24 protein-coding genes and 2 tRNA genes are annotated in these 26,069 nt (G+C 60.8%); 11 read left to right on the top strand and 15 right to left on the bottom strand.

Features of this window, described 5'->3' with window-relative positions:
* The first annotated feature begins 10 nt into the window (after positions 1 to 10).
* From AB4O40_RS12925 to AB4O40_RS12910, 4 genes are read left to right on the top strand one after another with little or no spacing between them, the layout of a single operon-like run.
* Positions 11 to 787, top strand: coding sequence for a transporter substrate-binding domain-containing protein (locus AB4O40_RS12925; protein ID WP_056726290.1), 777 nt, complete (start codon positions 11 to 13; stop codon positions 785 to 787).
* A 36-nt stretch (positions 788 to 823) separates the two neighbouring features.
* The gene (locus AB4O40_RS12920) at positions 824 to 1,537 is read left to right on the top strand and encodes an amino acid ABC transporter permease (RefSeq protein WP_056726289.1); all 714 of its coding nucleotides are present in this window, start codon (positions 824 to 826) and stop codon (positions 1,535 to 1,537) included.
* 13 nt (positions 1,538 to 1,550) lie between these two features.
* A complete protein-coding gene (locus AB4O40_RS12915) occupies positions 1,551 to 2,240 on the top strand; it encodes an ABC transporter permease (RefSeq protein WP_056726288.1) in 690 nt (229 codons plus the stop codon).
* Between the two features lie 49 nt (positions 2,241 to 2,289).
* The gene (locus AB4O40_RS12910) at positions 2,290 to 3,468 is read left to right on the top strand and encodes a pyridoxal phosphate-dependent aminotransferase (protein WP_056726287.1); all 1,179 of its coding nucleotides are present in this window, start codon (positions 2,290 to 2,292) and stop codon (positions 3,466 to 3,468) included.
* 169 nt (positions 3,469 to 3,637) lie between these two features.
* Here AB4O40_RS12910 and AB4O40_RS12905 read toward each other — a convergent pair.
* The 6 genes from AB4O40_RS12905 to AB4O40_RS12880 form a co-directional block, all read right to left on the bottom strand.
* Positions 3,638 to 3,714, bottom strand: a tRNA-Met gene (locus tag AB4O40_RS12905).
* An 87-nt stretch (positions 3,715 to 3,801) separates the two neighbouring features.
* Positions 3,802 to 5,256, bottom strand: coding sequence for an amidase (locus tag AB4O40_RS12900; RefSeq protein WP_056726286.1), 1,455 nt, complete (start codon positions 5,254 to 5,256; stop codon positions 3,802 to 3,804).
* A gap of 60 nt (positions 5,257 to 5,316) precedes the next feature.
* Positions 5,317 to 6,363 (bottom strand): ABC transporter substrate-binding protein, encoded by a 1,047-nt coding sequence (locus tag AB4O40_RS12895; RefSeq protein ID WP_056726285.1) that lies wholly within the window; start codon positions 6,361 to 6,363, stop codon positions 5,317 to 5,319.
* 27 nt (positions 6,364 to 6,390) lie between these two features.
* Positions 6,391 to 7,197 (bottom strand): ABC transporter permease, encoded by an 807-nt coding sequence (locus AB4O40_RS12890; protein WP_056726284.1) that lies wholly within the window; start codon positions 7,195 to 7,197, stop codon positions 6,391 to 6,393.
* Positions 7,197 to 8,117 (bottom strand): ABC transporter permease, encoded by a 921-nt coding sequence (locus AB4O40_RS12885; RefSeq protein ID WP_223540958.1) that lies wholly within the window; start codon positions 8,115 to 8,117, stop codon positions 7,197 to 7,199. The genes AB4O40_RS12890 and AB4O40_RS12885 overlap by 1 nt, the downstream gene beginning before the upstream one ends.
* 15 nt (positions 8,118 to 8,132) lie before the next feature.
* Positions 8,133 to 9,251 carry an ABC transporter ATP-binding protein gene (locus tag AB4O40_RS12880; RefSeq protein ID WP_460054265.1) on the bottom strand — a complete coding sequence of 373 codons (1,119 nt, stop codon included), beginning with the start codon at positions 9,249 to 9,251 and terminating at the stop codon, positions 8,133 to 8,135.
* A gap of 228 nt (positions 9,252 to 9,479) precedes the next feature.
* Here AB4O40_RS12880 and AB4O40_RS12875 point away from each other — a divergent pair, with 228 nt between their 5' ends.
* Entirely contained in the window at positions 9,480 to 10,385 is a 906-nt protein-coding gene (locus AB4O40_RS12875) for a LysR substrate-binding domain-containing protein (RefSeq protein ID WP_056726281.1), read from the top strand.
* A gap of 15 nt (positions 10,386 to 10,400) precedes the next feature.
* Here AB4O40_RS12875 and AB4O40_RS12870 read toward each other — a convergent pair whose 3' ends face one another.
* The gene (locus AB4O40_RS12870; RefSeq protein WP_056726280.1) at positions 10,401 to 12,458 is read right to left on the bottom strand and encodes a methyl-accepting chemotaxis protein; all 2,058 of its coding nucleotides are present in this window, start codon (positions 12,456 to 12,458) and stop codon (positions 10,401 to 10,403) included.
* A gap of 332 nt (positions 12,459 to 12,790) precedes the next feature.
* Here AB4O40_RS12870 and AB4O40_RS12865 point away from each other — a divergent pair, with 332 nt between their 5' ends.
* On the top strand, positions 12,791 to 14,008 hold the full coding sequence (locus AB4O40_RS12865) for an MFS transporter (RefSeq protein ID WP_056726279.1): 1,218 nt from the start codon (positions 12,791 to 12,793) through the stop codon (positions 14,006 to 14,008).
* A 128-nt stretch (positions 14,009 to 14,136) separates the two neighbouring features.
* On the opposite strand, the gene ychF is transcribed toward AB4O40_RS12865, so the two are convergent.
* The 8 genes from ychF to AB4O40_RS12825 all read right to left on the bottom strand — a co-directional run bounded on the left by ychF (position 14,137) and on the right by AB4O40_RS12825 (position 21,055).
* Positions 14,137 to 15,237, bottom strand: coding sequence for a redox-regulated ATPase YchF (gene ychF / locus AB4O40_RS12860; protein ID WP_056726278.1), 1,101 nt, complete (start codon positions 15,235 to 15,237; stop codon positions 14,137 to 14,139).
* Between the two features lie 23 nt (positions 15,238 to 15,260).
* Positions 15,261 to 15,845: an aminoacyl-tRNA hydrolase gene (gene pth / locus AB4O40_RS12855; RefSeq protein ID WP_008037207.1), complete on the bottom strand. Its 585-nt coding sequence runs from the start codon at positions 15,843 to 15,845 to the stop codon at positions 15,261 to 15,263.
* A gap of 169 nt (positions 15,846 to 16,014) precedes the next feature.
* Positions 16,015 to 16,614: a 50S ribosomal protein L25/general stress protein Ctc gene (locus tag AB4O40_RS12850; RefSeq protein WP_056726277.1), complete on the bottom strand. Its 600-nt coding sequence runs from the start codon at positions 16,612 to 16,614 to the stop codon at positions 16,015 to 16,017.
* A 142-nt stretch (positions 16,615 to 16,756) separates the two neighbouring features.
* A complete protein-coding gene (locus tag AB4O40_RS12845) occupies positions 16,757 to 17,698 on the bottom strand; it encodes a ribose-phosphate pyrophosphokinase (protein ID WP_003171603.1) in 942 nt (313 codons plus the stop codon).
* 46 nt (positions 17,699 to 17,744) lie between these two features.
* Positions 17,745 to 17,819, bottom strand: a tRNA-Gln gene (locus AB4O40_RS12840).
* Between the two features lie 36 nt (positions 17,820 to 17,855).
* Positions 17,856 to 18,707 carry a 4-(cytidine 5'-diphospho)-2-C-methyl-D-erythritol kinase gene (gene ispE / locus AB4O40_RS12835; RefSeq protein ID WP_460054271.1) on the bottom strand — a complete coding sequence of 284 codons (852 nt, stop codon included), beginning with the start codon at positions 18,705 to 18,707 and terminating at the stop codon, positions 17,856 to 17,858.
* A gap of 1 nt (position 18,708) precedes the next feature.
* On the bottom strand, positions 18,709 to 19,326 hold the full coding sequence (lolB, locus tag AB4O40_RS12830; RefSeq protein WP_056726275.1) for a lipoprotein insertase outer membrane protein LolB: 618 nt from the start codon (positions 19,324 to 19,326) through the stop codon (positions 18,709 to 18,711).
* A gap of 4 nt (positions 19,327 to 19,330) precedes the next feature.
* Positions 19,331 to 21,055 (bottom strand): tetratricopeptide repeat protein, encoded by a 1,725-nt coding sequence (locus AB4O40_RS12825; protein ID WP_460054273.1) that lies wholly within the window; start codon positions 21,053 to 21,055, stop codon positions 19,331 to 19,333.
* A gap of 233 nt (positions 21,056 to 21,288) precedes the next feature.
* Here AB4O40_RS12825 and hemA point away from each other — a divergent pair, with 233 nt between their 5' ends.
* From hemA to murI, 5 genes are read left to right on the top strand one after another with little or no spacing between them, the layout of a single operon-like run.
* Positions 21,289 to 22,578, top strand: a complete 1,290-nt coding sequence (gene hemA / locus AB4O40_RS12820) for a glutamyl-tRNA reductase (protein ID WP_056726273.1) — start codon at positions 21,289 to 21,291, stop codon at positions 22,576 to 22,578.
* Entirely contained in the window at positions 22,575 to 23,657 is a 1,083-nt protein-coding gene (gene prfA / locus AB4O40_RS12815) for a peptide chain release factor 1 (protein ID WP_056726272.1), read from the top strand. Before hemA ends, prfA begins: the two co-directional genes overlap by 4 nt.
* Positions 23,658 to 24,488: a peptide chain release factor N(5)-glutamine methyltransferase gene (gene prmC, locus AB4O40_RS12810; RefSeq protein ID WP_056726271.1), complete on the top strand. Its 831-nt coding sequence runs from the start codon at positions 23,658 to 23,660 to the stop codon at positions 24,486 to 24,488.
* Positions 24,482 to 25,237, top strand: coding sequence for a molybdopterin-synthase adenylyltransferase MoeB (locus AB4O40_RS12805; RefSeq protein WP_460054278.1), 756 nt, complete (start codon positions 24,482 to 24,484; stop codon positions 25,235 to 25,237). The genes prmC and AB4O40_RS12805 overlap by 7 nt, the downstream gene beginning before the upstream one ends.
* Positions 25,230 to 26,021 (top strand): glutamate racemase, encoded by a 792-nt coding sequence (gene murI / locus AB4O40_RS12800; RefSeq protein WP_056726269.1) that lies wholly within the window; start codon positions 25,230 to 25,232, stop codon positions 26,019 to 26,021. The genes AB4O40_RS12805 and murI overlap by 8 nt, the downstream gene beginning before the upstream one ends.
* The last annotated feature ends 48 nt before the right edge of the window (positions 26,022 to 26,069 follow it).

The raw sequence follows: 26,069 nt of genomic DNA, 5'->3' as shown, positions 1-26,069 counted from the left end.
GCATCAAGACATGAAGAGAACTCTGTTGATCACCCTGCAAGCCTGCCTGCTGGCCGGCATCGCCAGCACCTCGTTCGCTGCTGACAAACTGGTGTTTGGTATCGCCCTGGAACCTTACCCGCCGTTCTCCTTCAAGAGCGGCAAGGGCGAGTGGAGTGGCTTTGAACCGGAGATGATCACCGCAGTCTGCGAGCGCATGAAGGCCGATTGCAGCCTTAACGAAATGTCCTGGGACGGCCTGATTCCGGCCCTGAAGTCGCAACAGGTGGACGTGGTGCTCAACTCGTTGTCGATCACTCCCGAGCGTCAGCAAGTGATCGATTTCACCCAGCCGTACTTCTTCACCCGCGCACTGTGGATCGGTGATCGCAGCATGGAGCTCGAGCCGACCCCGGCCGGCCTCAAGGGCAAGATCATTGGTGTGCAGGGTTCGACCACCCACGCCGCGTTCGTCAAAAAGTACTACGGCGAAACCTCCACCATCCGTTATTACAACGACCAGGACGACATCCTCGCGGACCTGCGCAGTGGTCGCGTCGACATCATGTTGGCCGACCAATTGGTGGTTGAGCCGCTGCTGGACAACCCCGACAACTCAATGCTCGCCAGCAAGGGCGTGGCTCCGCTTGACCCGCTGTTTGGCGATGGTGTGGGCGCGGGTGTGCGCAAAGGCAACGATGCCCTGCGCGAGCGTTTGAACGTGGCGCTGCAATCGCTGCGTGCCGACGGCAGCTACGAAAAGATCCGTGAGCGCTACTTCAAGTCTGATATCTCGGCCCTTGAGTAATCAGCTTCTTCCGGCAAACCCAACGCAGGTGTGCTCATGACACTTTCTGATATTTCCCGGCTGTTCTTCAGCGATGGCTGGCTCCAGGCCTTGGCCCAGGGGATGGTCAAGACCCTGGGGATTTCCCTGGGGGCCTTTGTCCTGGGGCTGGCCATCGGCCTGGTCGTGGCCATGGTCAAGCTCAAGGGGCCGCGCTGGATGGTCGTTTGCGCCAATTGCTACACCACGCTCTACCGCGCGGTGCCGGAATTGCTGCTGATCCTGCTGCTCTACTACGCCGGTGCCGATCTGATCAACCTGACGCTGGCCGCATTCGGCCAGCCGAGCGTCGAGATCAACGGGTTCATGGCTGCCGTGGTGGTGCTGGGCATTGTGCAGGGTGCCTATTCGGGGGAAATCATTCGCGGTTCGATCGAGTCCATCCCCCACGGTCAGATTGAAGCGGCGCGCGCCTACGGAATCTCCCGCAGTTTGCTGGTGAGGAGGGTGATCCTGCCGTGCATGCTGCCCTTCGCGATCGCCGGGTTATCCAACCTGTGGCTGGTGCTGGTCAAGGAAAGCGCCTTGATCAGCGTCGTGGGTTACAGCGAATTGCTGACAGCGGGTCGCCAGGCGGCGGCATCGACCAAGCACTATTTGCTGTTTTACCTCGCCGTGGCAGCGTTCTATTACTTGATCACGCTGGTTTCCAGCTCGGTCTTCCGGCGGGTCGAAGTGCGCTTCGAACGCTGGATGCCACGGCACGCATAAGGGGAGGGCGAGCATGGACTTTCATTGGCTGGGCAATTTTTACCAGGAGCTGGTCAAGGGCGCCGGACTGACCCTGCAGCTGTTGCTGATCTCGGGGGTTATCGGCTTTTTCATGGCGGTGCTCGTGGCGCTGGGGCGCTTGTCGAAGAACCGCTTGCTGTCCAACGGCCTGCGCTTTTACACCAGCGTGCTGCGGGGGACGCCACTGCTGGTGCAGATTTACGTGTTGTACTACGGCGTGGGCAGTGTTTTTGCGACCTTCCCGCTGATTCGCGGCAGCATGTTCTGGCCGTACTTGCGAGAAGGCTTCTGGTACGTGGCGTTCGCGCTGACCTTGAGCGTTTCCGCGTACGTCGGTGAAGTGTTGCGCGGTGGCTTGCGCGCGGTACCGCGTGGCGAACTGGAAGCCGCGCGGGCCTATGGCATGCGCCCCTGGCTGGTGTTGCGCCGGGTGTGGATGCCGCGCGCCTTGCAGATGCTGCGCCCGACATTGGCCGGGGAAAGCGTGATGCTGCTCAAGGCCACGGCGCTGGCCTCGACCGTGGCGGTTACCGACTTGCTGGGCGCGGCAAACCTGGTACGTTCGCAAACATTACGTGTCTATGAGCCGCTGCTGGTGGTGGCGGTGATCTACATCATCCTGGCGATTGTCATTGAGCAAGGTTTTGCCCGGATAGGCAAAACGCCGCAACGTCAGGCCTGACTTCAAGGTCGATGGACACATCGGCCCAAGGGCTCATAAGGAGTGTCATATGAAATATTCGTCCATGGTCAAACGCATCAGTGGCGAAACCGTCACCGCCTGGGACATTCACTACGCAGCCTGTGATGCACAGGCTCGCGGTGAAGATGCGATCGTGTTGAGCATCGGCGATCCGGATTTCGCCACTGCCGATGAAATATGCGCGGCAGCGGTTCAGGCAATCAATGAGGGCGACACCCATTACACCCACGTGATCGGTCGCCCGGCCCTGCGCGAAGCGATTGCCGCCAAGCAGTCGGCGTTGCTCGGCCAGCCGGTGTCCGCCGACAACGTGGCGCTGGTGGCCGGCGCACAGAACGGTTTGTATGCCACGGCCATGTGCCTGTTCGAACAAGGCGATGAAGTGCTGGTGCCGGAACCCATGTACCTGACGTACGCGGCGAGCATCCAGGCTTCAGGTGCATGCCTGGTGCCGATTGCCCAGCCGGCCGAAGAAGACTTCCGCCTGACCCTGGCCGCGCTGGAAGCGGTGGTGACCGACAAGACCCGTGGCATCGCCTTGGCCACGCCGAACAATCCCACCGGCAACGTCTACACCCGCGAGGAGCTGGAGGCCGTTGCGCTGATTGCTCAACGCCATAACCTGTGGGTCATCAGCGACGAGGTTTACGGTCAGCTGACCTATGACCGTCCGCACCAGAGTGTGGCCACCCTTGAGGGCATGGCCGAGCGCACCGTGGTGCTTAACAGTCTGTCCAAATCCCATGCCATGACCGGCTGGCGGGTAGGCTGGGTGGTGGGACCGCAAGAGCTGATCGGCCACCTCGATAACCTGTTGCTGTGCATGCTCTACGGCTTGCCGGGGTTCATTCAGGCCGCCGCGCTCAAGGCACTGGAGCTGGATGAGCAAGTGGTCGGGGAAGGGCGGGCTCTTTACCGTCGGCGCCGAGACCTGGTGGTCGAAGGATTGCGCCACGTGCCGCTGCTCAAGTGCAAGGTGCCTGAGGCGGGCATGTTCATGCTGGTGGATGTGCGGGAGACGGGCTTGTCGAGCACGGACTTTGCCTGGCAACTGTTCCGTGAAACCGGTGTTGCCGTACTCGATGCCAGCGCTTTTGGCGCCAGTACCACGGGCTTCGTACGCATCTCGTTCACGGTCTCCGACGCAGCGCTCAGTGATGCCTGTGGCCGAATCGCAGGTTTCATCGAGCGCCTTCGCGGACAATGACGTTTCTGCTGCCAACGGGCGTAGGGGCCTGCCCCTGTCTGCCTTGGCAGCCATTCGAAATCCGATGCGACAACTTCAATACGGCGGCACAGGATTTCCTGTCGCCGTAGCGTACTTTTCTCGAGGCATAAAAAAACGGCTTACCTTGCGGTAAGCCGTTTTTAGTACTTGGTGGCTACACAGGGACTTGAACCCCGGACCCCAGCATTATGAATGCTATGCTCTAACCAACTGAGCTATGTAGCCAAGTGGCGCGCATTATTCACCGGTAACGGGGATGCGTCAAGCATAAATCTAAAATATTTCTCTGCGCTTTCAACCGTTTATCAAAATCTATCCTCTGAGCAGGGGTGAAGGGCAGCGCTGGAACCAGCGACTGGCCTGTTCGTACGCGTGCGCCAGTTGCAGGACGGCGAAGTCGGCCTGGTGCCGGCCGATGATTTGCAGGCCCATGGGCAGGCCGCTGGCGTTGAAGCCGACCTGTACGTTGGCCACCGGGCAGCCGGACAAGGTGCCGGGAATCACCACCTCCATCCAGCGGTGATAAGTGTCCATGGTCACGCCCTCGATGGCGGCGGGCCACGGTTGGGTTTTATCGAACGGGAACACCTGGGCGCTGGGCAGCAGCAGGTAGTCGTATTTTTCGAACAGCCTGGAGATCGCCCGATACCAGTCGCTGCGCGTCACCGAGGCGGCAAACACGTCGGTGGCCGAGAGTTTCAGGCCGTTTTCCACTTCCCAGCAGGCCTCCGGTTTCAACAGCGCACGTTTTTGCGGGTCGGCATAAGTCGCACCCAACGAACCGGCGACCATCCAGTGACGCAACGTCCGCCAACTGCTCCACAGCTTCTCTGGCGCGAATTCGGACTGAACCGGTTCAATGTGGCAACCCAGGCTTTCGAAGTCGACAAAGGCCTTCTCGCACAGCGAGAGGATGCCTTGCTCCATCGGCAGGTAGCCGTTGAAGTCGCCGAGCCAGCCCAGACGCGTGCCTTTGAAGTCTCGACCCAGCGGTGCCGCAAAGACGCTGCCGGGCTGGGCAATGGACAGTGGCGCCCGCGCATCGGCCCCGGCCTGCACCGACAACAGCAACGCCGCATCGCGCACGCTGCGAGCCATGGGGCCTTCGTAGCCGAGTTGGTCGATAAACAGGTCGGCACTGTCATCGAAGGGCACGCGGCCCTGGGACGGACGGAACCCGAAGATGTTGTTGAAGGCCGCCGGGTTGCGCAGTGAGCCCATCATGTCGCTGCCGTCGGCCACCGGCACCAGGTGCATGGCCAGCGCCGCCGCCGCGCCACCGCTGCTGCCGCCTGCGGTCTTGCTCGGGTCGTAGGCACAACCGGTCGCGCCGAACAGCGGGTTATAGCTTTGCGAGCCGAGGCCGAATTCCGGGGTGTTGCTCTTGCCGATGATGATCGCGCCGGCGGCCTTGATCCGCTCGACCATGATGCCGTCGCGCTCGGGGATGAAGTCCTTGTACAGCGGCGAACCCAGGGTGGTGCGGATGCCACGGGTCAGGGACAAGTCCTTGATGGCGTGGGGCAGGCCGTGCATCCAGCCACGGTATTGGCCTTTCGCCAGTTCGGCATCGCGGATATCGGCCCGGGCCAGCAGGTCTTCTGGCGCTTGCAGGCTCACCAGCGCATTGACCTGCGGGTTGAAGCGTTCGATATGGGCAAGATAAGTCTGCATCACTTCCCGGCAGGAAACCTGGCGCAGGCGGATGCGTTCGGCGAGCTCGTGGGCCTGCAACAGGACCAGTTCGCTGATGTTATTAGAGTTCATTGCAAGCGGCCTTTCAGACGGCTGGAAAAACGCCCCGCCATCGCGTCGGGGCGGTAGAGATCAACGCATCAGGTTGGTCCAGAGACGGTCGGCCAGGCGGATCGCGCCTTCGCCGCAAGTCTTGCTGAACACCACGTTGGTGCCTTCGGGAATGTGCAGTTCCGGCGCGTCCTTGAGGCTCGCATCAAGGAACGGCTCCACACCCTTGATCGGGCTCTGGTGCTTGAGGAAGTTCTGGGTCATCGCCGCGTTTTCAGGCTGGCTGAGGAACGCGATGAAGGCCTTGGCGTTCGCCGGGTTCTTGCTGCCGGTCGGGATGACCATGTTGTCGACCCAGGCCAGCACACCTTCTTTCGGGTACAGGTATTTCAGGCTCGGTTTCATCTCCCGGGCGCGCATCGACGAGCCGCCCCAGAAGGTCGACATGTCGATTTCACCCGAGGCGAGGTTTTCGCGGATCGAGCCGGCCTTGGAGCTATAGGTCTTGACGAAGGGTTTCTGCGCCTTGAGCAGGGTCAGAACCTGCTGCATCTGCTTCGGGTCTTCGCTGCACAGCGGGATATTCAGGTACAGGCTGGCCATGTCCACCACGTCGCTGACCGAGTCGAACATGTTGATCCGCCCTTGCAGCTCGGCCGGTGGCTCGTAAAGCACCTTGAGGCTGTCGGTGGGGCCCTTGTAGCGCTCGGTGTTGAGCACCACGCTGGTGGTACCCCAGATGAACGGCACGGAGTAGGCGCCTTCCGGGTCCCAGGTGGGTTTTTTCAGGTTGTCGACGACGCTGGCGTAGTAGGGCTGGTTGACCGGGTCGAAACGCTCCAGCAGTTTTTCCTTGATCAGGATCGGCACGAACTGGTGCGACGGTATCGCCACGTCATAACCGGCACCCCCCTGCTTCAATTTGGCCAGCAGGGTTTCGTTGGAATCGTAGGAGTCAACGGTGACTTCGATGCCGGTCTGCTTCTGGAATTTGGCGAGAATCTCCGGCGAAAAGTAACCGCTCCAACTCACCACGTTGAGTTTTTCCGAGGCCTGAACGCTGCCGGCCATGGTCAGCGGTAAAGTCAGGAACAACGAAGTGCCGATGCTTGCAATCAACTTGCTCATGCTATTTCCCCACAGTACGTAGAAGGTTCAGGTTTTCTTTTTGCCCAGCAGATAAGAGAGCGTGACGAACAGCACCGAGACGCCCAGGATCAGGGTCGAGACGGCGTTGACGTCCGGTGTCACGCCCATGCGCAACAGGCCGAAGATGAAAATCGGCAAGGTCGTGGTGCCGGCCTGGGAGACCATCATCGAGATCACGAAGTTATCCAGCGACACGATGAAGGCCAGCATCAGCCCGGAGAAAATCCCCGGCATCAGCAGCGGCAGGGTGACCTTGCGGAAGGTCCGCCACGGGCCGGCATACAGGTCGGCCGAGGCCTGTTCCAGGGACAGGTCCATGTCGTTCAGGCGTGCCCGTATCGGCAGAAAGGCAAACGGAATGCAGAACACGGTGTGCGCGATGATCAGGTTGCCGTAGCCCAGGGACAGGCCGATGGTGGAGAACAGCGCGAGGGTGGCGACGCCGACCACGATTTCCGGCAGTACCAGGGGCAACATGATCGCGCCCATGGACAGTTGCAGGCCCTTGAACTTCGCACCCCGTGAAGTGCCGAGGGCGGCGAGGGTGGCGATGGCCGTGGCGACCATGCTGGCGCAGACCGCGATCAACAGGCTGTTGCCGGCCGCCTGGCGCAGGGCCTGGTTGGCGAAGGCCGCGCGATACCAGTCGAGGCTGAAACCGGTCCACACCGTGGCCGACTGGTTGGCGTTGAACGAGAACACCACCAGCACCACGATCGGCGCGTAGAGGTACAGGTAGAACAGAAAACTGAAACCGCCGAAGCCCGGGAAATCCTGCACACCCAGCGTGTTGCGTTTGAACAGGCTGATCATCACGCACCTCCTTTGGCGATGCGCTGGCGCTCGGCACGCAGGGCATAAACCGTCAGTACCAACATCACCGCCGCCATCAGCACCAGCGACAGGGCCGCGCCGAATGGCCAGTTACGCGCATCGCTGAACTGCCGGAAGATCAGGTTGCCGAGCATCATCCGCGTGCCGCCACCGAGCAGTTCCGGGGCGATCATCGCGCCCAGGCAAGGCACGAAAGTGAGAATGGCGCCGGCGAGAATCCCCGGCCTGGCGATCGGCAACACCACCTTGCGCAAGGTTCGAATGCGTCCGGCGTAGAGGTCCTGAGCCGCTTCGAGCAGGCGGATGTCCATTTTTTCCAGGGTGGCGTAGATCGGCAGTACGACGAAGGGTGCGTAGGTGTAAACCAGCCCCAGCAGCACCGCGCCGTCGGTGTAGAGCAGTTGCAGCGGCTGGTCGATCACTCCGAGGCCCATCAGGCTGTTGTTGATCACCCCGGTATTGCGCAGCAGCAGAATCCACGCATAGGTGCGGATCAACAGGTTGGCCCAGAACGGCACGGTGATCAGAAAGATCAGCAGACCACGACGATGGGGCGGCTGCATGGCCAACCACACCGCCACCGGAAAACCGATCAGCAAAGTGATGAGGGTGGTCAGCCCGGCGATGCCGATGGAGCGCAGGGCAATGATCAGGTAGGAGTCGGCGAAGGCCAGGCTGTCATCCAGTTGTCGTTCGAACAGCAACGAGGTGTAGGCGTCACTGCTCAATACCTTGTTCACCCCACCGTAGGGGTTGGCCTCCATCAACGAGTAACCGATGACGATCAGGATCGGCACGATCAGGAACAGGCCGATGGCGATCAGCGCCGGGCTGACCCCGAGAAAGCTCCGGAAGGCCCGCCGACGTTCCAGGGTATTGGCAATCGGTAAAGCGTGCATGGCGATTCCTCGTGCTCAATCGTGCAGGACGCTGGCGCTGCCTTGGTCGAACAACAGACCGGCCTGGGTGCCGACGGCGAAGCGTTTGCTCTGGTCGACGCAGTTGGGGGTGCGCACGGTGAGGCGCGAACCGTCGCTCAGGCTGACCTGGTATTGCAGGTCGGTGCCGAGGTAGATCTGCGCTTCGATTCGGCATGGCAAGGCACATTCGGTATTGCCCGGCACCAGATGCAAACGCTCGGGACGCACGGACAAAGTGACGTTGGCCCCGACCCGCACATCGCTGCATGGCTGTGCAGGCAGCGGATGACCGGCCGGGCCGGCGAACCAGGCCAGGCCGTCTTCGATGCGGGTAACCGTGCCTTCGATGAAGTTGGTTTCACCGATGAAGTCCGCCACGAAGCGATTGCGCGGGCGTTCGTAGATGTCTTCCGGACGGCCGACCTGCTGCACCTCGCCTTCGGACAACACGGCGATGCGGTCGGACATGGTCAAGGCTTCTTCCTGGTCATGGGTGACAAAGATGAAGGTGATGCCGGTGCGGGCCTGAATGGTTTTCAGCTCTTCGCGCATGGCCTGGCGCAGCTTGAGGTCCAGCGCCGAAAGCGGCTCGTCGAGCAGCAAGACTTCGGGGTGCGGCGCCAATGCACGAGCCAGGGCGACACGCTGTTGCTGACCGCCGGACAACTGCGCCGGCTTGCGGTTGGCAAAGCGTTCCATCTGCACCAGGGCGAGCATCTCGCGCACCCGTTCGGCCAATTGCGTTTTGTTCAGGACTTTGCCCATCGGGTGGGACTCAAGGCCGAAGGCCAGGTTCTCGGCGATGGTCATATGCGGGAACAACGCGTAATGCTGGAACACCGTGTTGACCGGGCGCTGGAAGGGCGGGCGGTCGGCGATGTTTTCGCCGTAGAGCAGAATCTCGCCTTCGGTAGGGAATTCGAACCCGGCGATCATCCGCAGGAGCGTGGTTTTGCCGCAGCCCGATGGGCCGAGAAGGGTGAAGAACTCGTTGTCGCGAATGTCCAGGTCGATGCTTTTGAGCGCCACCGGGCCAGTCTTTGGATCACCGTAGACTTTGCGCACTGAGCGGATGGACACCGCCAGCGTTTGCAGCGAATGCAGGGCATTCATGCGTTACCTCCGATTCCCCCATCGCCTGCGCACGTGCTGAAAACAGCTGTGTCGTCGGGCCATGGATATTATTTTTCTGGGCAGGATCGAGATTGCGTTCGGGTGTTGTAACCAGCTGTTTTTTTGTTCTGCTGTGGATCGATTATCAGCGAGGGGTTGCGGGGGCGAAACTTCAATTTTAACATAGGGGCTGTTAAAAAATTTAACAGCAGAAGGCGCCCGAATACCATGCCTGACCACCGTTTGCCGCCGCTCAACGCAGTGCGTGCCTTTGATGCCGCGGCCCGGTTGGGCAGCTATGTCGAAGCCTCCAAGGCCCTGCACGTGACCCAGCCGGCCATCGGCCGCCACGTGAAATTGCTGGAAGACTGGCTAGGCATCCAACTGTTCGAGCGCACCTCTCGCGGGGTCAACCTGACGACGGCGGGGGAGAAGTACCACCGCAAGATCACCGCCGCCTTGCAGTTGATCATCGAGGCCGGAAAAGAGGCGCAACCCAAGCACGCCGAACGCTGGCTGCGCATCATGGTGGTGCCGGGGTTTGCCAAGCGCTGGCTGATGCCGCGCATCGAGGCTATGCGGCACCTGCGTCCGGGCTTGAAATTCGCCATCGAACCCAATTCGACCTTCACCGAGGTGGATGGCAAAAGCGCTGACCTGGGCATCGTCTACGGGTTGGACGGCCAATATGCCCACTCGCGCACCAGCCTGATTTGTCCTCGGGTGTTTCCGATCTGTTCCCCTGATTATCTGGCCAGCGTCGAGCCCATCGACAGTCCCGCGGACCTGGTGAAGCACAACCTGATCCACGTCGATGACGGCGAGTGGTGGAACCTGTGGTTCGCCGCCAATGACCTCGACATCCACCTCAATTCGGACATGCTCTACGTCAACAACGACCACGCCTTGTCGGTGGCCGAGAGCGGGCAGGGCATTGCGCTGGCCAACGAAGTGCTGGTGCGCGAAGAGCTCCATAGCGGCAAGCTGGTGCGGGTGGTGGACGCGCAAGTGAAGCTGGAAAGCTATCGGGTGCTGACGCCGTCCGCCGAACTCTCGGCGGACGTGGCGTGGTTTATCGACTGGCTAAAGAGCGAACTGGAGCAGGACTTCCCGGAGGCGGTGATCCGCGCCTGAGAAGTCCTGGCGGATTCAACTCAAGCGGAAACGCCCGGTGTTGGCGCTGAGGGCCTTGCTGCCGTGGCTCAGGGTGTCCGCTGCCTGGTTCACCGCGCGGGCACCTTCAAGAAGGCGCACCGCCGCTTGATCGACCTGCTGGATATTGCCGCTGACCTCGTCGGCGGTACTGGCCTGTTCTTCAACCGCCGTGGCGATTTGCGCCAGGGTATCGGTGACGCTCTGCACCGCACTGGCGATTTCACCGAGCCGTTCACCGAGGCCGGTGACCGCTTGTGCATCGCTCTCTGCCTGACTGCAGGCGGCTTGCATCAGGCTGACGGCCTCATTCACGGTGCTGCGCAGGCTGTCGACCGTGCCGGCAATCTGCGCGGTCGACGATTGCGTGCGTTGCGACAGGCTGCGCACTTCATCGGCTACCACCGCGAAGCCACGCCCTTGCTCGCCCGCCCGAGCCGCCTCAATGGCGGCATTGAGCGCCAGCAGGTTGGTCTGCTCGGCGACGCCGCGAATGGTGTCGACTACCAGTTGAATCTGCTGCCCCTGCTCGCTGACCCGGCCCAGCGCCGCAGCGGTCTCGTTCAGGCGTTGATTGAGTTGCTGGATGCTCGCGGTGGTGCGCAGGCTGTCACGGCTGCTGTCGGCGGCAATGCGTCGGGTGTGCTGGGCACTGCCGGACGCCTGTTCGCAACTGTGGGCCACCCCTTGTGAGGTGGCGGCCAGTTGTGTCGCCGCAGCGGCAATCTGGCTGATCTGCAACTGCTGGGCTTCGACTTCGCCCAGGGCATCGCTGGAGTGATGGTTGAGGGTTTGCACCGCGTTGCTCAGTTGCAGGGTTTCGTGATCCACCCCTTGCAGGCTGCTGCGCAGTTGCACCACGGCGACGTTCAGCGCGGTGCTGATGACCGCCAGTTCGTCCCGGCCCTGAACCGGCACTTGCAGACTCAGATTGCCATCGCGCAAGGCCTCGGCCAGCACCGTGATGCCGCTGGCGCTGCGGCGGATCGAGGCCTGCAAACAGATGAACAGATACAGTGCCGCCAACAGCAGGCAGCCCAACACGGCGGCCACCATAACGAACTGGCGGATCGCCGAGTCGTGGTAGTAATCCAGGCGCTGATCCAGCGACACCAGCGACTGCTGGCGCAACGAAGCGAGGTCGGAGAGCAGGGCATCGAGACTGCGTTCGAAATCCTCCGGCTTGAGGTTGATGCTGCCGCCGAACACGCCGTCATCCAGCACCTTCAGGCCCGCATCGAGGCGCTTGAGGCTGTCGTGGTACTGCCCGGCCCAGGTTTGCAGGGCGCTGGGCAAGCGCGCTTCGAGCAGGCCTGCGGTCTTCACCAGCTGCTCGCGCGCATCGCCGATGCGACTGCGCAAATCGCGCAGTTGCAAGCGGCTTTGCAGGGTGAACTGCCCGGACACCACCGAGGCCTGGCCTACCGCCGCCAGACGACCGACCCGTTCGATCAGGTCTGGCGCATGCTGGGTGGAGATCTGCGTCAGCAAGTAGGTTTCCAGCCACGGTGCCAGCGTCAGGCGATTGTCCATGGCGATCTGCTCGCGCAAGGCTTGCAGGGCGCTCAAGGCGTTGGTGAAGCGATCATAACCATCCGGCCACCAGCCGACATTGCTCAGGCTTTTTGAGTCGAGGCCATCGAGGGCGGTTTGCAGGGCCTGGTAACGCGACAGGGTCTCGCCCTCGGCGTTTTCTTTTTGCAGGGCATTGCCCAGCTCGGCAGTGGCCTGGCTGACGGCGGGCTGAACGGCATCGAAGGCGGCCATCGCGGCGAGGGTGGCCGGCGTTGGCTGGCGATTGGTTTCCGTGGCGCGCCACCGGGCGGCGCGATCACGCTGGGCGGCGAGCAGGTCATCCAGCGCATCGAGCGCAAGCAGTTGCCGCACCCCGGCGCGTTCGCCTGAGATCAGGTTGAGTTTGTCGCGATAGTCCTGGCCGATCATCCACAGGCTACCGGCCAGCGGCAGGATAAATAGCAGAAACAACAGCTGGAATTTACGTGCGAAGCCAAAACGCCCCAGCAGCCCGATCCCCGGTGATAAAAAAGCCTGCATGCCCCAAGACTCCTCTGGACACCACGCACTATTGGCGTGCGTCGGAGGTTGTGGACTCCGACTCGTGCCCTCTAAAAAGGCCTCGAAAGTTCACCCTTGTCCGCTCTGTAGGCCGACTCTGTAGCGAAACTTCCCATTGTCGGTCTCCTTTGTAAGGAGGCCGCGTTCAAGCAGACAAGGAAGGCAAGATTCAGACCATGGCTTTGCGCCATCAAGGAGGTGGAAATGAAAAATCGAAGTCGTTAGCAGGCTAAGGGGATGGCGTTGCTGCACTGAAAAATGGCACATTGACGCACCTGCACGTTTGTACCTCCTGTTGTCTGGAAATTCCCATGGCTATCAGCAACGCCCAGTCCGGCTCAGTGCCGGCTTCCGCTACGCCCCAAAGCAGTCCCCTGGTGATGCGCATCATCGGCGCCGTAGCGCTGGCGCACTTGATCAACGACCTGATCCAGTCGGTGCTGCCGTCGATCTATCCGATGCTCAAGGCCAACTATGGCCTGACCTTCACCCAGGTCGGCCTGATCACCCTGACATTCCAGTTGACGGCCTCGCTGCTGCAGCCATGGGTCGGTTACTACACCGATCGCCATCCCAAGCCGTGGTTGTTGCCGGCGGGGACGGTCTGCACCCTGGTTGGCATTCTGATGATGTCGGTGGTTGCCAGTTTCCCGTTAATCCTGTTGGCGGCGGGGCTGATCGGCATCGGTTCTTCCACCTTCCACCCGGAAGCGTCCCGCGTGGCGCGCCTGGCTTCGGGCGGACGCTTCGGGCTGGCGCAATCGACCTTCCAGGTCGGCGGTAATGCAGGCTCTGCGTTCGGCCCGTTGCTGGCGGCGGCGATCATCATTCCCTACGGTCAAGGGCACGTGGCCTGGTTCGGCCTGTTCGCGGTGTTTGCGCTGTTCGTGCTCTACCGGATCAGCCGCTGGTACGCCAACCACTTGAACCTGTTCAAGCTCAAGCAGGGCCAGGCTGCGACTCACGGCCTGTCCAAGGGCCGAGTCACCAGTGCGCTGGTGGTACTCGGGTTGCTGGTGTTCTCCAAGTATTTCTACATGTCGAGCCTCACCAGCTACTTCACCTTTTACCTGATCGAGAAGTTCGACCTGTCGGTGGCCAGTTCGCAGTTGCACCTGTTCCTGTTTCTCGGCGCGGTCGCGGCGGGGACATTCTTCGGCGGGCCGATCGGCGACAAGATCGGGCGCAAGGCGGTGATCTGGTTCTCGATCCTCGGTGTTGCACCCTTCACATTGCTGCTGCCCCATGTCGACCTGTTCTGGACCAGCATCCTCAGCGTAGTCATCGGCTTCATCCTCGCCTCGGCGTTCTCGGCCATCGTGGTGTACGCCCAGGAGTTGGTGCCGGGCAATGTCGGGATGATCGCCGGGGTGTTCTTCGGCCTGATGTTCGGTTTCGGCGGGATTGGTGCGGCGCTGCTGGGCCATCTGGCGGACATTCATGGCATCGAATACGTGTACTACCTGTGTTCGTTCCTGCCGCTGTTCGGGGTGTTGGCGATCTTCCTGCCGCGAACCAAAAAGGCATAGAGCTAAAAGATCGCAGCCTTCGGCAGCTCCTACGCCGATCATCTGTAGGAGCTGCCGAAGGCTGCGATCTTTTGAAATTCTCACAAAAAAGCCGCGTATCAAACGCGGCTTTTTCTTGTGCGTATGGCTTACACGTTGAAGCGGAAGTGCATCACGTCGCCGTCCTTGACGATGTAGTCCTTGCCTTCCAGGCGCCATTTGCCGGCTTCCTTGGTACCGGCTTCGCCCTTGTACTGGATGAAATCGTTGTAGGCGATCACTTCGGCGCGGATGAAGCCTTTTTCGAAGTCGGTGTGGATCACGCCAGCGGCTTGTGGTGCGGTGGCACCGACGCGGACGGTCCAGGCGCGGACTTCTTCGACACCGGCGGTGAAGTAGGTCTGCAGGTGCAGCATTTCGTAGCCGGCGCGGATCACGCGGTTCAGGCCAGGCTCTTCGAGGCCCAGGGCTTCGAGGAACATGTCCTTCTCTTCGCCGTCATCGAGCTCGGCGATTTCCGCTTCGATTTTGTTGCACACCGGTACAACCATGGCGCCTTCTTCTTCGGCGATGGCGCGAACAACGTCCAGGTGCGGGTTGTTCTCGAAACCGTCTTCAGCGACGTTGGCGATGTACATGACCGGCTTGGTGGTCAGCAGGTGGAAGCCCTTGATCACCGCTTTTTCGTCGGTGCCCATGTTCTTCATCAGGCTGCGCGCCGGCTTGCCTTCGGTGAAGTGGGCGATCAGTTGCTCCAGCAGGCCTTTCTGGACCACTGCGTCCTTGTCGCCGCCCTTGGCGTTGCGAGCGACTTTCTGCAGTTGCTTCTCGCAGCTGTCGAGGTCGGCGAAGATCAGTTCCAGGTCGATGATTTCGATGTCGCGTTTCGGGTCGACGCTGTTGGAGACGTGAATCACGTTCTCGTCTTCGAAGCAGCGGACCACGTGGGCGATGGCATCGGTTTCACGGATATTGGCCAAAAACTTGTTACCCAGGCCTTCACCTTTCGACGCACCGGCAACCAGGCCAGCGATGTCGACGAACTCCATGGTGGTTGGCAGGATGCGCTTTGGATTGACGATGGCTGCCAGGGCATCCAGGCGCGGATCCGGCATCGGCACGATACCGCTGTTGGGTTCGATGGTGCAGAAGGGGAAGTTCTCGGCCGCGATCCCGGATTTGGTCAGGGCGTTGAACAGGGTGGACTTACCGACGTTAGGCAGGCCGACGATGCCGCAATTGAATCCCATGGTGTTTCCCCGAGGAGTTAGAGTCAGGCCTTCTGGCTGTGCAGGTTTTTCATCGCGCGGTTCCATTCCCCGGCGAGGATATCCGGCAGCACGCCGAGGGCAAAGTCGATGCTGGCATCGAGTTTTTCCTGTTCGGCGCGTGGCGCACGACCCAGGACGAAATTTGAAACCATACTGGCGACGCCCGGGTGGCCAATGCCAAGCCGCAGACGGTAGAACGTATTCTGATTGCCCAGTTGCGCAATGATGTCGCGCAACCCGTTGTGACCGCCATGGCCGCCGCCCTGCTTGAGTTTGGCAACGCCGGGTGGCAGGTCGAGTTCGTCGTGCGCCACGAGGATTTCTTCAGGCTTGATGCGGAAGAAACCGGCGAGTGCCGCCACGGCCTGGCCGCTGCGGTTCATGTACGTGGTGGGAATCAGCAGACGAACATCCTGACCCTGATGCGAATAGCGCCCGGTCAGGCCGAAATATTTGCGGTCCGCCACAAGGTTCACGCCTTGTGCGTTCGCGATGCGCTCAACAAAAAGGGCCCCTGCGTTATGCCGGGTCTGTTCGTATTCAGCGCCTGGATTTCCCAGGCCAACGATCAGTTTGATGGCAGTCACGATAGGGGCCCTTCCTTGGAGTGGTGGATAACATCGCCGCAATCAGGGAAAGCGGCGAAAGTGGACGAAAATTGCTCATTTACCATGATGTAAACTCCGCGTTCTCGCCCGCTTTCTCGCTATGCTCTAGTCCGCGATGTTTCCGGTCACTCCGGCGTACAGAGTAAAATTACTCTGCAGCGCCTTCTGCAGCTTCTGGAGCAACACGTGGAGCGTGGACGTTGGCAACAGCCTTGTCATCACCGTGTGCCAGGGCAACGAACTCAACGCCTTTAGGAGCCTTGAGGTCCGACAGGTGAATGATCGAACCGATTTCAGCGTTAGCCAGGTCGACTTCGATGAACTCAGGCAGATCTTTCGGCAGGCAGGAAACTTCGATCTCGGCAACAACGTGCGAGATTTCGCCGCCTTTCTTGGTCGGTGCTTCTTCGTTGATGAAGTGCACTGGAACGATAGCGGTCAGTTTCTGGCCAGCTACTACGCGTACGAAGTCAGCGTGCATCACGTGGCCTTTGGCCGGGTGACGCTGCAGGGCTTTGATCACGACGTTCTGCTTGGTGCCACCAACGTTCAGCTCGATGATGTGGCTGTAAGCCGCTTCGTTTTCGAGCAGTTTGGCAACTTCTTTGGCCAGCATGCTGATGGATTCAGGGGCTTTTTCGCCACCGTAAACTACAGCTGGAACCAGGGCGGCGAGACGACGCAGGCGGCGGCTCGCACCTTTCCCCAGGTCGGAACGCACTTCAGCATTCAGGGTAAAATCGTTCATGTTGTATCTCCAAAATAACCACACTCGCCCCAGCGTTTGCGACCAGCGCTAAAGGCGATATGGGCAAAAAAGCCCCGCCCCGACAGGAATGCCGGGGCGGGGCGCTTTTCGTCAACGAGACATTTCGAGAAGGGCAGGGCCCTTAGCGGAACATCGCGCTGATCGATTCTTCATTGCTGATGCGGCGGACCGCCTCGGCAACTACCGGTGCGATATCCAGTTGGCGGATACGCGCACAGGCTTGTGCTGCAGCGGACAGCGGGATGGTGTTAGTCACCACCAGCTCGTCCAGCACGGAATTTTCAATGTTTTCGATCGCCCGACCCGACAGCACAGGGTGCGTGCAGTAGGCGAAAACCTTGGCTGCGCCATGCTCTTTCAGGGCCTTGGCCGCATGGCACAGGGTGCCGGCGGTATCGACCATGTCATCGACCAGAATACAGGTACGCCCTTCGACATCACCGATGATATGCATCACTTCAGAGTGATTGGCTTTCTCACGGCGTTTGTCGATGATCCCGAGATCCACGCCCAGGGATTTGGCAACGGCACGTGCACGCACGACGCCGCCAATGTCCGGGGACACGATCATCAGGTTTTCGAAGCGCTGATCTTCGATGTCATCCACCAGAACCGGGGAGCCGTAGATGTTATCTACCGGAATATCGAAGAAACCCTGGATTTGGTCAGCATGCAGATCAACCGTGAGAACACGGTCGATGCCGACTACGGTAAGCATGTCAGCAACGACTTTCGCGCTGATAGCCACACGTGCGGAACGCGGACGGCGATCCTGTCGGGCATAACCAAAGTAAGGAATAACAGCAGTGATACGAGTAGCCGAGGAGCGGCGGAAGGCATCAGCCATCACTACCAGTTCCATCAGGTTATCGTTGGTCGGAGCGCAAGTCGGCTGAATAATGAAGACGTCTTTACCGCGAACGTTTTCATTGATCTCGGCTGTAATTTCGCCGTCGGAGAATTTACCGACAGAGATGTCACCGAGAGGGATATGCAGCTGACGTACAACACGCCGAGCCAGATCGGGGTTAGCGTTCCCCGTAAAGACCATCATCTTGGACACGCGCAGTACCTGAAGGCTGAGGGTAACCTGGATGAGTATAGGAAAATGGCAGGGGCGGCTGGATTCGAACCAACGCATGGCAGGATCAAAACCTGCTGCCTTACCGCTTGGCGACGCCCCTGTATCTGTTGCAACGATTACCCAGTAATCGGTTCCTTTAGAGCAGACTTTGCAGCTTGCGATGCAACATCGAAACGTTGCTTCCTTTTGCTACAAACCCTGTAAGGGTCTCTGTAAGAAGGGCCGAGACTTTATCAGCTTCAGCTTTGCTTGGGAAGCCCCCAAACACACAACTTCCAGTTCCGGTGAGTTTTGCTTCGGTAAATTTACCTAAAAAATTCAAAGCGTTACGTACCTCTGGATAACGCCTTGTTACCACCGGCAAGCAGTCATTACGACTGTTTCCCTTGGGAACGGGGCGCACTTTAATGGGAGGAGTGTTACGTGTCAACAACGGATCTGAAAAAATTTCTGCCGTACTTACAGAGACTTGCGGCACCAGCACCAGATACCACGGTTCTTCCGGGTCGACAGGGGTCAGTTTCTCCCCCACGCCCTCGGCGAAAGCCGCGTGGCCACGTACGAAAACCGGGACGTCGGCGCCCAGCGTCAACCCCAGCCCGGCAAGGCGATCTTCATCCCAGCCCAATTGCCACAGATGATTCAAACCAAGCAAAGTCGTTGCGGCATTCGAGCTGCCGCCACCGATGCCGCCGCCCATTGGAAGGATCTTGTCGATCCAGATATCGACGCCCAGCGGGCAAGCGGATTGCTCCTGAAGTTTTCTGGCGGCCTTGACGATCAGGTTGCTGTCGTGGGGGACACCCGGGAATTCGGTGTGCAATTGAATGACACCGTCATCGCGCAGGGCGTAGGTGATTTCGTCGCCGTAATCGAGAAACTGAAACATTGTCTGCAGTTCGTGGTAGCCGTCTTCGCGGCGACCCAGAATGTGCAGCATCAGATTGAGTTTGGCCGGCGAGGGCAGCGTCAGGCGATTGTCCGGCATGTCATTGCCCCAGTTTGCGCGGTTGCCAGACCTTGATCACCAGCGTGACATCAAGGTCGGTGCCGCTGAGCTTGATACGCTCGGGCAACCAGTAACCGTTTTGCTCGGTGTAGGCGGTGTAGTCGACCTTCCAGCCATCCTGTTCCAGGCTGGCCAGGCGGCTGTCGCCGTCCAGGGTCAGGCGACTTTTAGTGTCGGGAGCCGGGAGCCCGCGCACCCACCAGGCCAGGTTGGATACCGGCAATTTCCAGCCCAGCTGTTCTTCGAGCAGCACTTCCGGGTTCGGCGCGTCGTAGCGTCCCTGGTTGGCGACTTCCAGCGACACCTTGCCCGGACGTCCGGTCAGGCGAGCGGCGCCGCGGCCCAGTGGTCCGGACAGGCGAATGTCGTAGTAATCCTGGCGCTGCAACCAGAACAGCGTGCCGCTGCCCGAGTCTTTCGGGGCGCGGATGCCGATCTTGCCGTCGATCTGCCAGCCATCGAGGCCGGTCAGTTGCTGTTTGTGCTCGCGCCATTGGGCGGCGTTGCCATGACCCTCGACCGATTCGCGGGGACCCAGGCCTGCGCAGCCGGCGAGCAGGGCGATAAAACTGAAAACGATGAAATGGCGCAAAAACATAATCTTAAAGAGTCTCTGATCCGGTCAGGCGTTTGATGGTGCCGCGCAGGGTCGGGCTGTCGGGTTGTTCCTTGAGGAACTTGCCCCAGACTTGTTTCGCTTCACGCTGTTTGCCGTTGGCCCACAGGACTTCGCCCAGGTGCGCAGCGACTTCCTGGTCGGGGAAGCGTTCCAGGGCCTGGCGCAGCAGGCGCTCGGCTTCGTCGAGATTGCCCATGCGGTAATTCACCCAGCCAAGGCTGTCGAGCACCGCCGGGTCTTCCGGGCTGATCCGGTGCGCCTGTTCGATCAGGGCCTTGGCTTCGGCGTAGCGCGTGGTGCGGTCGGACAGGGTGTAGCCGAGGGCGTTCAACGCCATGGCATTGTCCGGGTCGCGCTTGATGATCGTGCGCAGGTCTTTTTCCATCTGCGCCAGGTCATTGCGTTTTTCCGCCTGCATGGCGCGGGTGTAGAGCAGGTTCAAATCGTCCGGATATTGCTGCAAGGCTTGTTGCAGAACGTTCCAGGCCTTGTCGCCCTGATTGTTGGCGGACAGGGTTTCGACTTCGATCAGGTACAACTGGATCGCGTAATCGGGCTGCTCGTCGCGCTCAGCCGCCAGTTTGCGTTGGGCTTCGGCGGTCTTGCCGTTGTCGATCAGAATGTCGGCCTGGCGCAATTGCGCCGGCAGGTAGTCGCTGCCCGGACCAACCTTGGCGTATTCGATCAGCGCGCCTTGCGGGTCGTTCTGTTCTTCGGCGATGCGGCCGAGGTTCAGGTGTGCCGAGTCGACATGGCTTTCCCGGGCGATCAGGTCTTCAAGATAACCCTTGGCCTCGTTCCAGGCCTTGGCTTCCAGGCAGACCAGTGCCAGGGAGTAACGCAGTTCGTCGTCTTCCGGGTATTGCTGGACCAGGCTCGAGAACTCGGCCTTGGCGTCGTCCATGCGGTCCTGTTCAACCAGCATCCGCGCGTAAGTCAGGCGCAGGCGTTTGTCGTCCGGGTACTTCTTGATGCTTTTTTGCAGCAGCGGCAAGGCCTCGTCACCGCGATCGAGGGTTTGCAGCAGGCGTGCGCGCAGCAGGATCGGCGCGATTTCGCCGTCGTCCGGCGGGTTGTCTTCCAGCAGCTTCAACGCGCCTTTGGTGTCGCCGTCCTGTTGCATCAGCAAGGCCTTGCCGAAAATCAGCTGGCTGTTGTCCGGATGACGTTGCAACAAACGGTCGAAACTTTTCATCAAGCCGTTGCGGGTGTCCTGGTCGGTGTCGGCCGCGGACAGCGCAAGGAAGTCGAAATGGGTGTCGCCCTTGCCTTGCAGGACTTTCTCCATATAGACCATGGAGTCGTCATAACGACCGGTGCGTGCCAGCTGCACGGCAGCGGCGCGTTGCGCTTCGAGGTCGTCGGGGGCGTTCCTGGCCCAGATCAGCGCAGTGTCCAGGGCTGCCTGATCGGCGCCCAGATATTCGGCGATACGAAATGCGCGCTCGGAGATGCCCGGATCCTGGGTGTTGATGGCCTGGGTCACATAGTTGTCCAGGGCAATGTCGAAACGATTGCGCTGGCCCGCCAGTTCGGCACTCAACAGGCTGAAAATGGTTTCCTCGCTGAATGAGCTGTAGACCTTGGGCTTTTCAGGGGCCGGGGTGCTGTCTTCAACCGGTGGCGCACTGTCCGACGACACGGGGGCCAAGGCCTGGCAGCCGCTGAGGAAGGCAAGAGCGAGGAGCAACGCGGAAGATCTATTCATATAGGAGGAGGACGACTAACCTGCGGTCGGATCATCATGACACAAGCTTTCGGCCAAACATAACCGGCCCGGCAATTTACCTGCCAGCCCGATAGAAGACTCCTGGGGATCCTTTAAACGAGAACCGCTCGCAACGTCGGCGTCGTCTACTGGCACGATAGATATCGAGTAGTTGTTCTGATTCCGTCGAAGTAGGACAATTGTCGGCTTCACGTCACAATCAGCGACTTTGAATGGCCTTCCTTGCACTCGGTATTAACCACAAGACTGCTTCAGTAGACGTCCGCGAGCGCGTGGCTTTTACCCCTGAGCAGCTGGTTGAGGCCTTGCAGCAGCTCTGCCGACTCACCGACAGCCGCGAAGCTGCGATCCTCTCCACCTGCAATCGCAGTGAACTCTATATAGAACAGGATCACCTGTCGGCAGACGTCGTGCTGCGCTGGCTGGCCGAATATCATCATTTGAGCTACGACGAGCTGCGCGAAAGCGCCTATGTGCATGAAGATGATGCGGCAGTTCGTCACATGATGCGGGTCGCTTCCGGGCTCGACTCGCTGGTGTTGGGCGAACCGCAGATTCTCGGCCAGATGAAGTCGGCCTATGCCGTGGCTCGCGAGGCCGGGACCATCGGGCCGTTGCTCGGGAGGCTGTTCCAGGCCACGTTCAATGCGGCCAAGCAGGTGCGCACCGACACGGCTATCGGCGAGAACCCGGTATCGGTGGCGTTTGCCGCGGTGAGCCTGGCCAAGCAGATTTTCAGCGACCTGCAACGCAGCCAGGCCTTGCTGATCGGTGCCGGCGAGACCATCACCCTGGTCGCCCGCCATCTGCATGACCTGGGTGTAAAGCGCATTGTGGTCGCCAACCGTACCCTGGAGCGCGCAAGCATCCTGGCCGAACAGTTCGGTGCTCATGCGGTGTTGTTGTCGGATATTCCGGCAGAGCTGGTGCGCAGCGACATCGTCATCAGTTCCACCGCCAGCCAGTTGCCAATCCTGGGCAAGGGTGCAGTGGAAAGCGCCTTGAAACTGCGCAAGCACAAACCGATCTTCATGGTGGATATCGCTGTTCCCCGCGACATCGAGCCAGAAGTCGGCGAGCTGGACGACGTTTACCTGTATAGCGTCGACGATCTCCACGAAGTGGTTGCCGAGAACCTCAAGAGTCGTCAGGGCGCAGCCCAGGCCGCCGAAGAGATGGTCTCGATCGGCGCCGAAGACTTCATGGTCCGCCTGCGTGAGTTGGCGGCGGTGGACGTGCTCAAGGCCTATCGTCAACAGAGCGAACGCCTGCGCGACGAAGAATTGCAAAAGGCCCAGCGCATGCTGGCCAACGGCAGCAGTGCCGAAGAGGTGCTGGTGCAACTGGCTCGCGGGCTGACCAACAAACTGTTGCATGCACCGAGCGTGCAGTTGAAAAAGCTCTCTGCCGAAGGTCGCCTGGATGCGCTGGCGATGGCCCAGGAACTCTTTGCCCTCGGTGAGGGCTCATCGGATAGCTTTTCGGATAAAAAACCGCAATGAAAGCGTCACTGCTCAATAAGCTGGATATCCTCCAGGACCGTTTCGAGGAATTGACTGCCCTGCTGGGCGACGGCGAGGTCATTTCCGATCAAAACAAGTTCCGCACCTATTCCAAGGAGTACGCGGAAGTTGAACCGATCGTGGGCGCCTATAAACAGCTGCTGAAAGTGCAGGACGACCTCGAAGGCGCCCAGGCACTGCTCAAGGACAGCGACCCGGACATGCGTGAAATGGCCGTGGAAGAAGTCCGCGAGGCCAAGGAACGCCTGGTCACGCTCGAAGCCGACCTGCAACGCATGCTGCTGCCCAAGGACCCGAACGACGGGCGCAATGTGTTCCTCGAGATCCGTGCCGGTACCGGCGGTGACGAGGCGGCGATTTTCTCCGGCGACCTGTTCCGCATGTATTCGCGTTACGCCGAGCGTCGTGGCTGGCGGGTGGAGATCCTCTCGGAAAACGAGGGTGAACACGGCGGCTATAAAGAGGTGATTGCCCGGGTCGAGGGCGACAACGTCTACGGCAAGCTGAAGTTCGAATCCGGCGCGCACCGTGTGCAGCGGGTTCCGGCGACGGAATCCCAGGGCCGCATCCACACGTCGGCCTGCACCGTGGCGGTATTGCCCGAGCCGGACGAACAGGAGGCCATCGAGATCAACCCGGCCGACCTGCGCGTCGATACCTATCGCTCCTCCGGCGCCGGTGGCCAGCACGTCAACAAGACCGACTCGGCGATCCGTATCACGCACTTGCCGTCCGGCATCGTCGTTGAGTGCCAGGAGGAACGTTCACAGCACAAGAACCGCGCCCGGGCGATGTCCTGGTTGTCGGCCAAGCTGAACGATCAGCAGACCTCCGCTGCGGCCAACGCCATCGCCAGCGAGCGCAAGTTGCTGGTCGGCTCCGGTGATCGCTCCGAGCGCATCCGCACCTACAATTTTGCCCAGGGCCGGGTCACCGACCACCGGGTCAACCTGACCTTGTATTCCCTCGACGAGATCCTCGCCGGCGGTGTCGAGGCGGTGATCGAGCCGTTGCTGGCCGAGTACCAGGCCGATCAACTGGCAGCGATAGGTGAGTAAATGACGATCATTGCCAGTTTGTTGCGCGCCGCCGATTTACCCGACTCGCCGACGGCGCGTCTGGATGCCGAACTGCTACTGGCGGCGGCGTTGGGCAAGTCCCGCAGTTTTTTGCACACCTGGCCGGAGCGCATCGTACCGAGCGAAGCGGCGCTGACGTTTGCCGAATACTTGCAACGCCGCCGCAGCGGTGAGCCGGTGGCCTATATTCTTGGCCAGCAGGGTTTCTGGAAACTGGACCTGGAAGTGGCACCGCACACGCTGATCCCACGCCCCGACACCGAGTTGTTGGTGGAAGCCGCGCTGGAACTGTTGCCGGCCACACCGGCCAGGGTACTCGACCTCGGCACCGGCAGCGGCGCCATCGCCCTGGCCCTGGCCAGCGAACGCCCGGCATGGAATGTCACCGCCGTGGATCGCGTGCTGGAGGCCGTGGCCCTGGCCGAACGCAATCGCCAGCGCCTGCATCTGGGTAACGCCACCGTGCTGAGCAGCCATTGGTTCAGCGCTCTGGAAGGTCAGCGCTTTCAACTGATCATCAGCAATCCGCCCTACATCGCAGCGGCCGATCCGCATCTGGTCGAGGGCGATGTGCGCTTCGAACCGGCCAGCGCCCTGGTGGCGGGTATCGACGGGCTCGACGATCTGCGCCTGATCGTCGCCCAGGCACCGGACCATCTGGATGCCGGTGGTTGGCTGATGCTCGAACACGGCTATGATCAGGCCGAGGCGGTCCGCGATTTGCTGCTGACCCGGGGTTTTGAAGAAGTCCACAGCCGCACCGATCTGGGCGGTCACCAACGCATCAGTCTGGGGCGCCTGCCGTGCTGAATGATCAGGAATTGTTGCGTTACAGCCGGCAGATTCTGCTGCAACACATCGATATCGACGGCCAGTTGCGGCTCAAGCAAAGCCGCGTATTGATCGTCGGCCTTGGCGGCCTTGGCGCGCCCGTGGCGCTGTATCTGGCGGCCGCCGGGGTTGGCGAGTTGCACCTGGCGGACTTCGACACGGTCGACCTGACCAACCTGCAACGCCAGATCATTCACGACACCGACAGCGTCAGCATGACCAAGGTCGATTCGGCAATCAAGCGCCTGACCGCGATCAATCCCGAGATTCAACTGATCGCCCATCGTGCGGCGCTGGATGAGGATTCCCTGGCCGCCGTGGTGGGTGGGGTGGATCTGGTCCTCGATTGTTCCGACAATTTTTCCACCCGTGAAGCGGTCAATGCCGCTTGCGTGGCGGCCGGCAAACCGCTGGTCAGCGGTGCGGCGATTCGCCTCGAAGGGCAACTGTCGGTGTTCGATCCGCGTCGACCGGAGAGTCCGTGCTACCACTGTTTATACGGGCACGGCAGCGAAGCCGAATTGACCTGTAGCGAGGCCGGCGTGGTCGGTCCGCTGGTGGGGCTGGTCGGCAGTCTGCAAGCGCTTGAAGCGCTGAAGTTGCTGGCCGGATTCGGCGAGCCGCTAGTGGGGCGCCTGCTGTTGATCGATGCCTTGGGCACGCGCTTCCGTGAATTGCGGGTCAAGCGCGATCCGGGCTGCAGTGTCTGTGGGTCGAAACATGCGTGAAGCGCCGATTGGCGTGTTCGACTCCGGTGTCGGCGGGCTCTCGGTACTGGCCGAGATCCAGCGTTTGCTGCCTAATGAATCTCTGCTGTACGTCGCCGACTGCGGGAATGTTCCCTACGGCGAGAAAACCCCGGAATTTATCCGGCAGCGTTGCAGCGTGATGGCCGACTTCTTTCGGCAACAGGGCGCCAAGGCCTTGGTGCTGGCGTGTAACACGGCGACGGTTGCCGGTGTCGCCGACTTGCGTCGCGACTATCCAGAATGGCCCATCGTTGGCATGGAGCCGGCAGTCAAGCCGGCCGCCGCCGCAACCCGCTCCGGCGTGGTGGGGGTGCTGGCCACCACCGGTACCTTGCAGAGCGCCAAGTTCGCCGCGTTGCTCGACCGCTTCGCCACGGACGTGAAAGTGATCACCCAGCCCTGCCCCGGGCTGGTGGAGCTGATTGAAAACGGCGACCTGCGCAGCCCGGAGTTGCGTCAGCTGTTGGCTGGATATGTTCGGCCACTGCTGGCTGCCGGCGCGGACACCCTGATTCTCGGCTGCACCCACTACCCCTTTCTCAAGCCGATGCTGCGGCAGATGATCCCCGAGGACATCAGCCTGATCGACACCGGCGCCGCCGTCGCGCGGCAACTTCAGCGTCTGCTGGCCGAAGGCGAGCTGCTCGCCGATGGGCCGGCCCGTGAGGCACAGTTCTGGACCAGCGCCGATCCGCTACATTTCAGAAATATCTTGCCGATATTGTGGAATACGGCTGGCGTTGTGCGAAGCTTCAGCAGGTAGAAGGCTGTCCGGGGGGAATACGAAGAGTCGGGTGAACTTCTGATAAAT

Source organism: Pseudomonas sp. S2_F07, from assembly GCF_054668325.1.
Note: the sequence above shows the minus strand (reverse complement) of the source record. Positions and strands in the feature narration are given on the sequence as shown.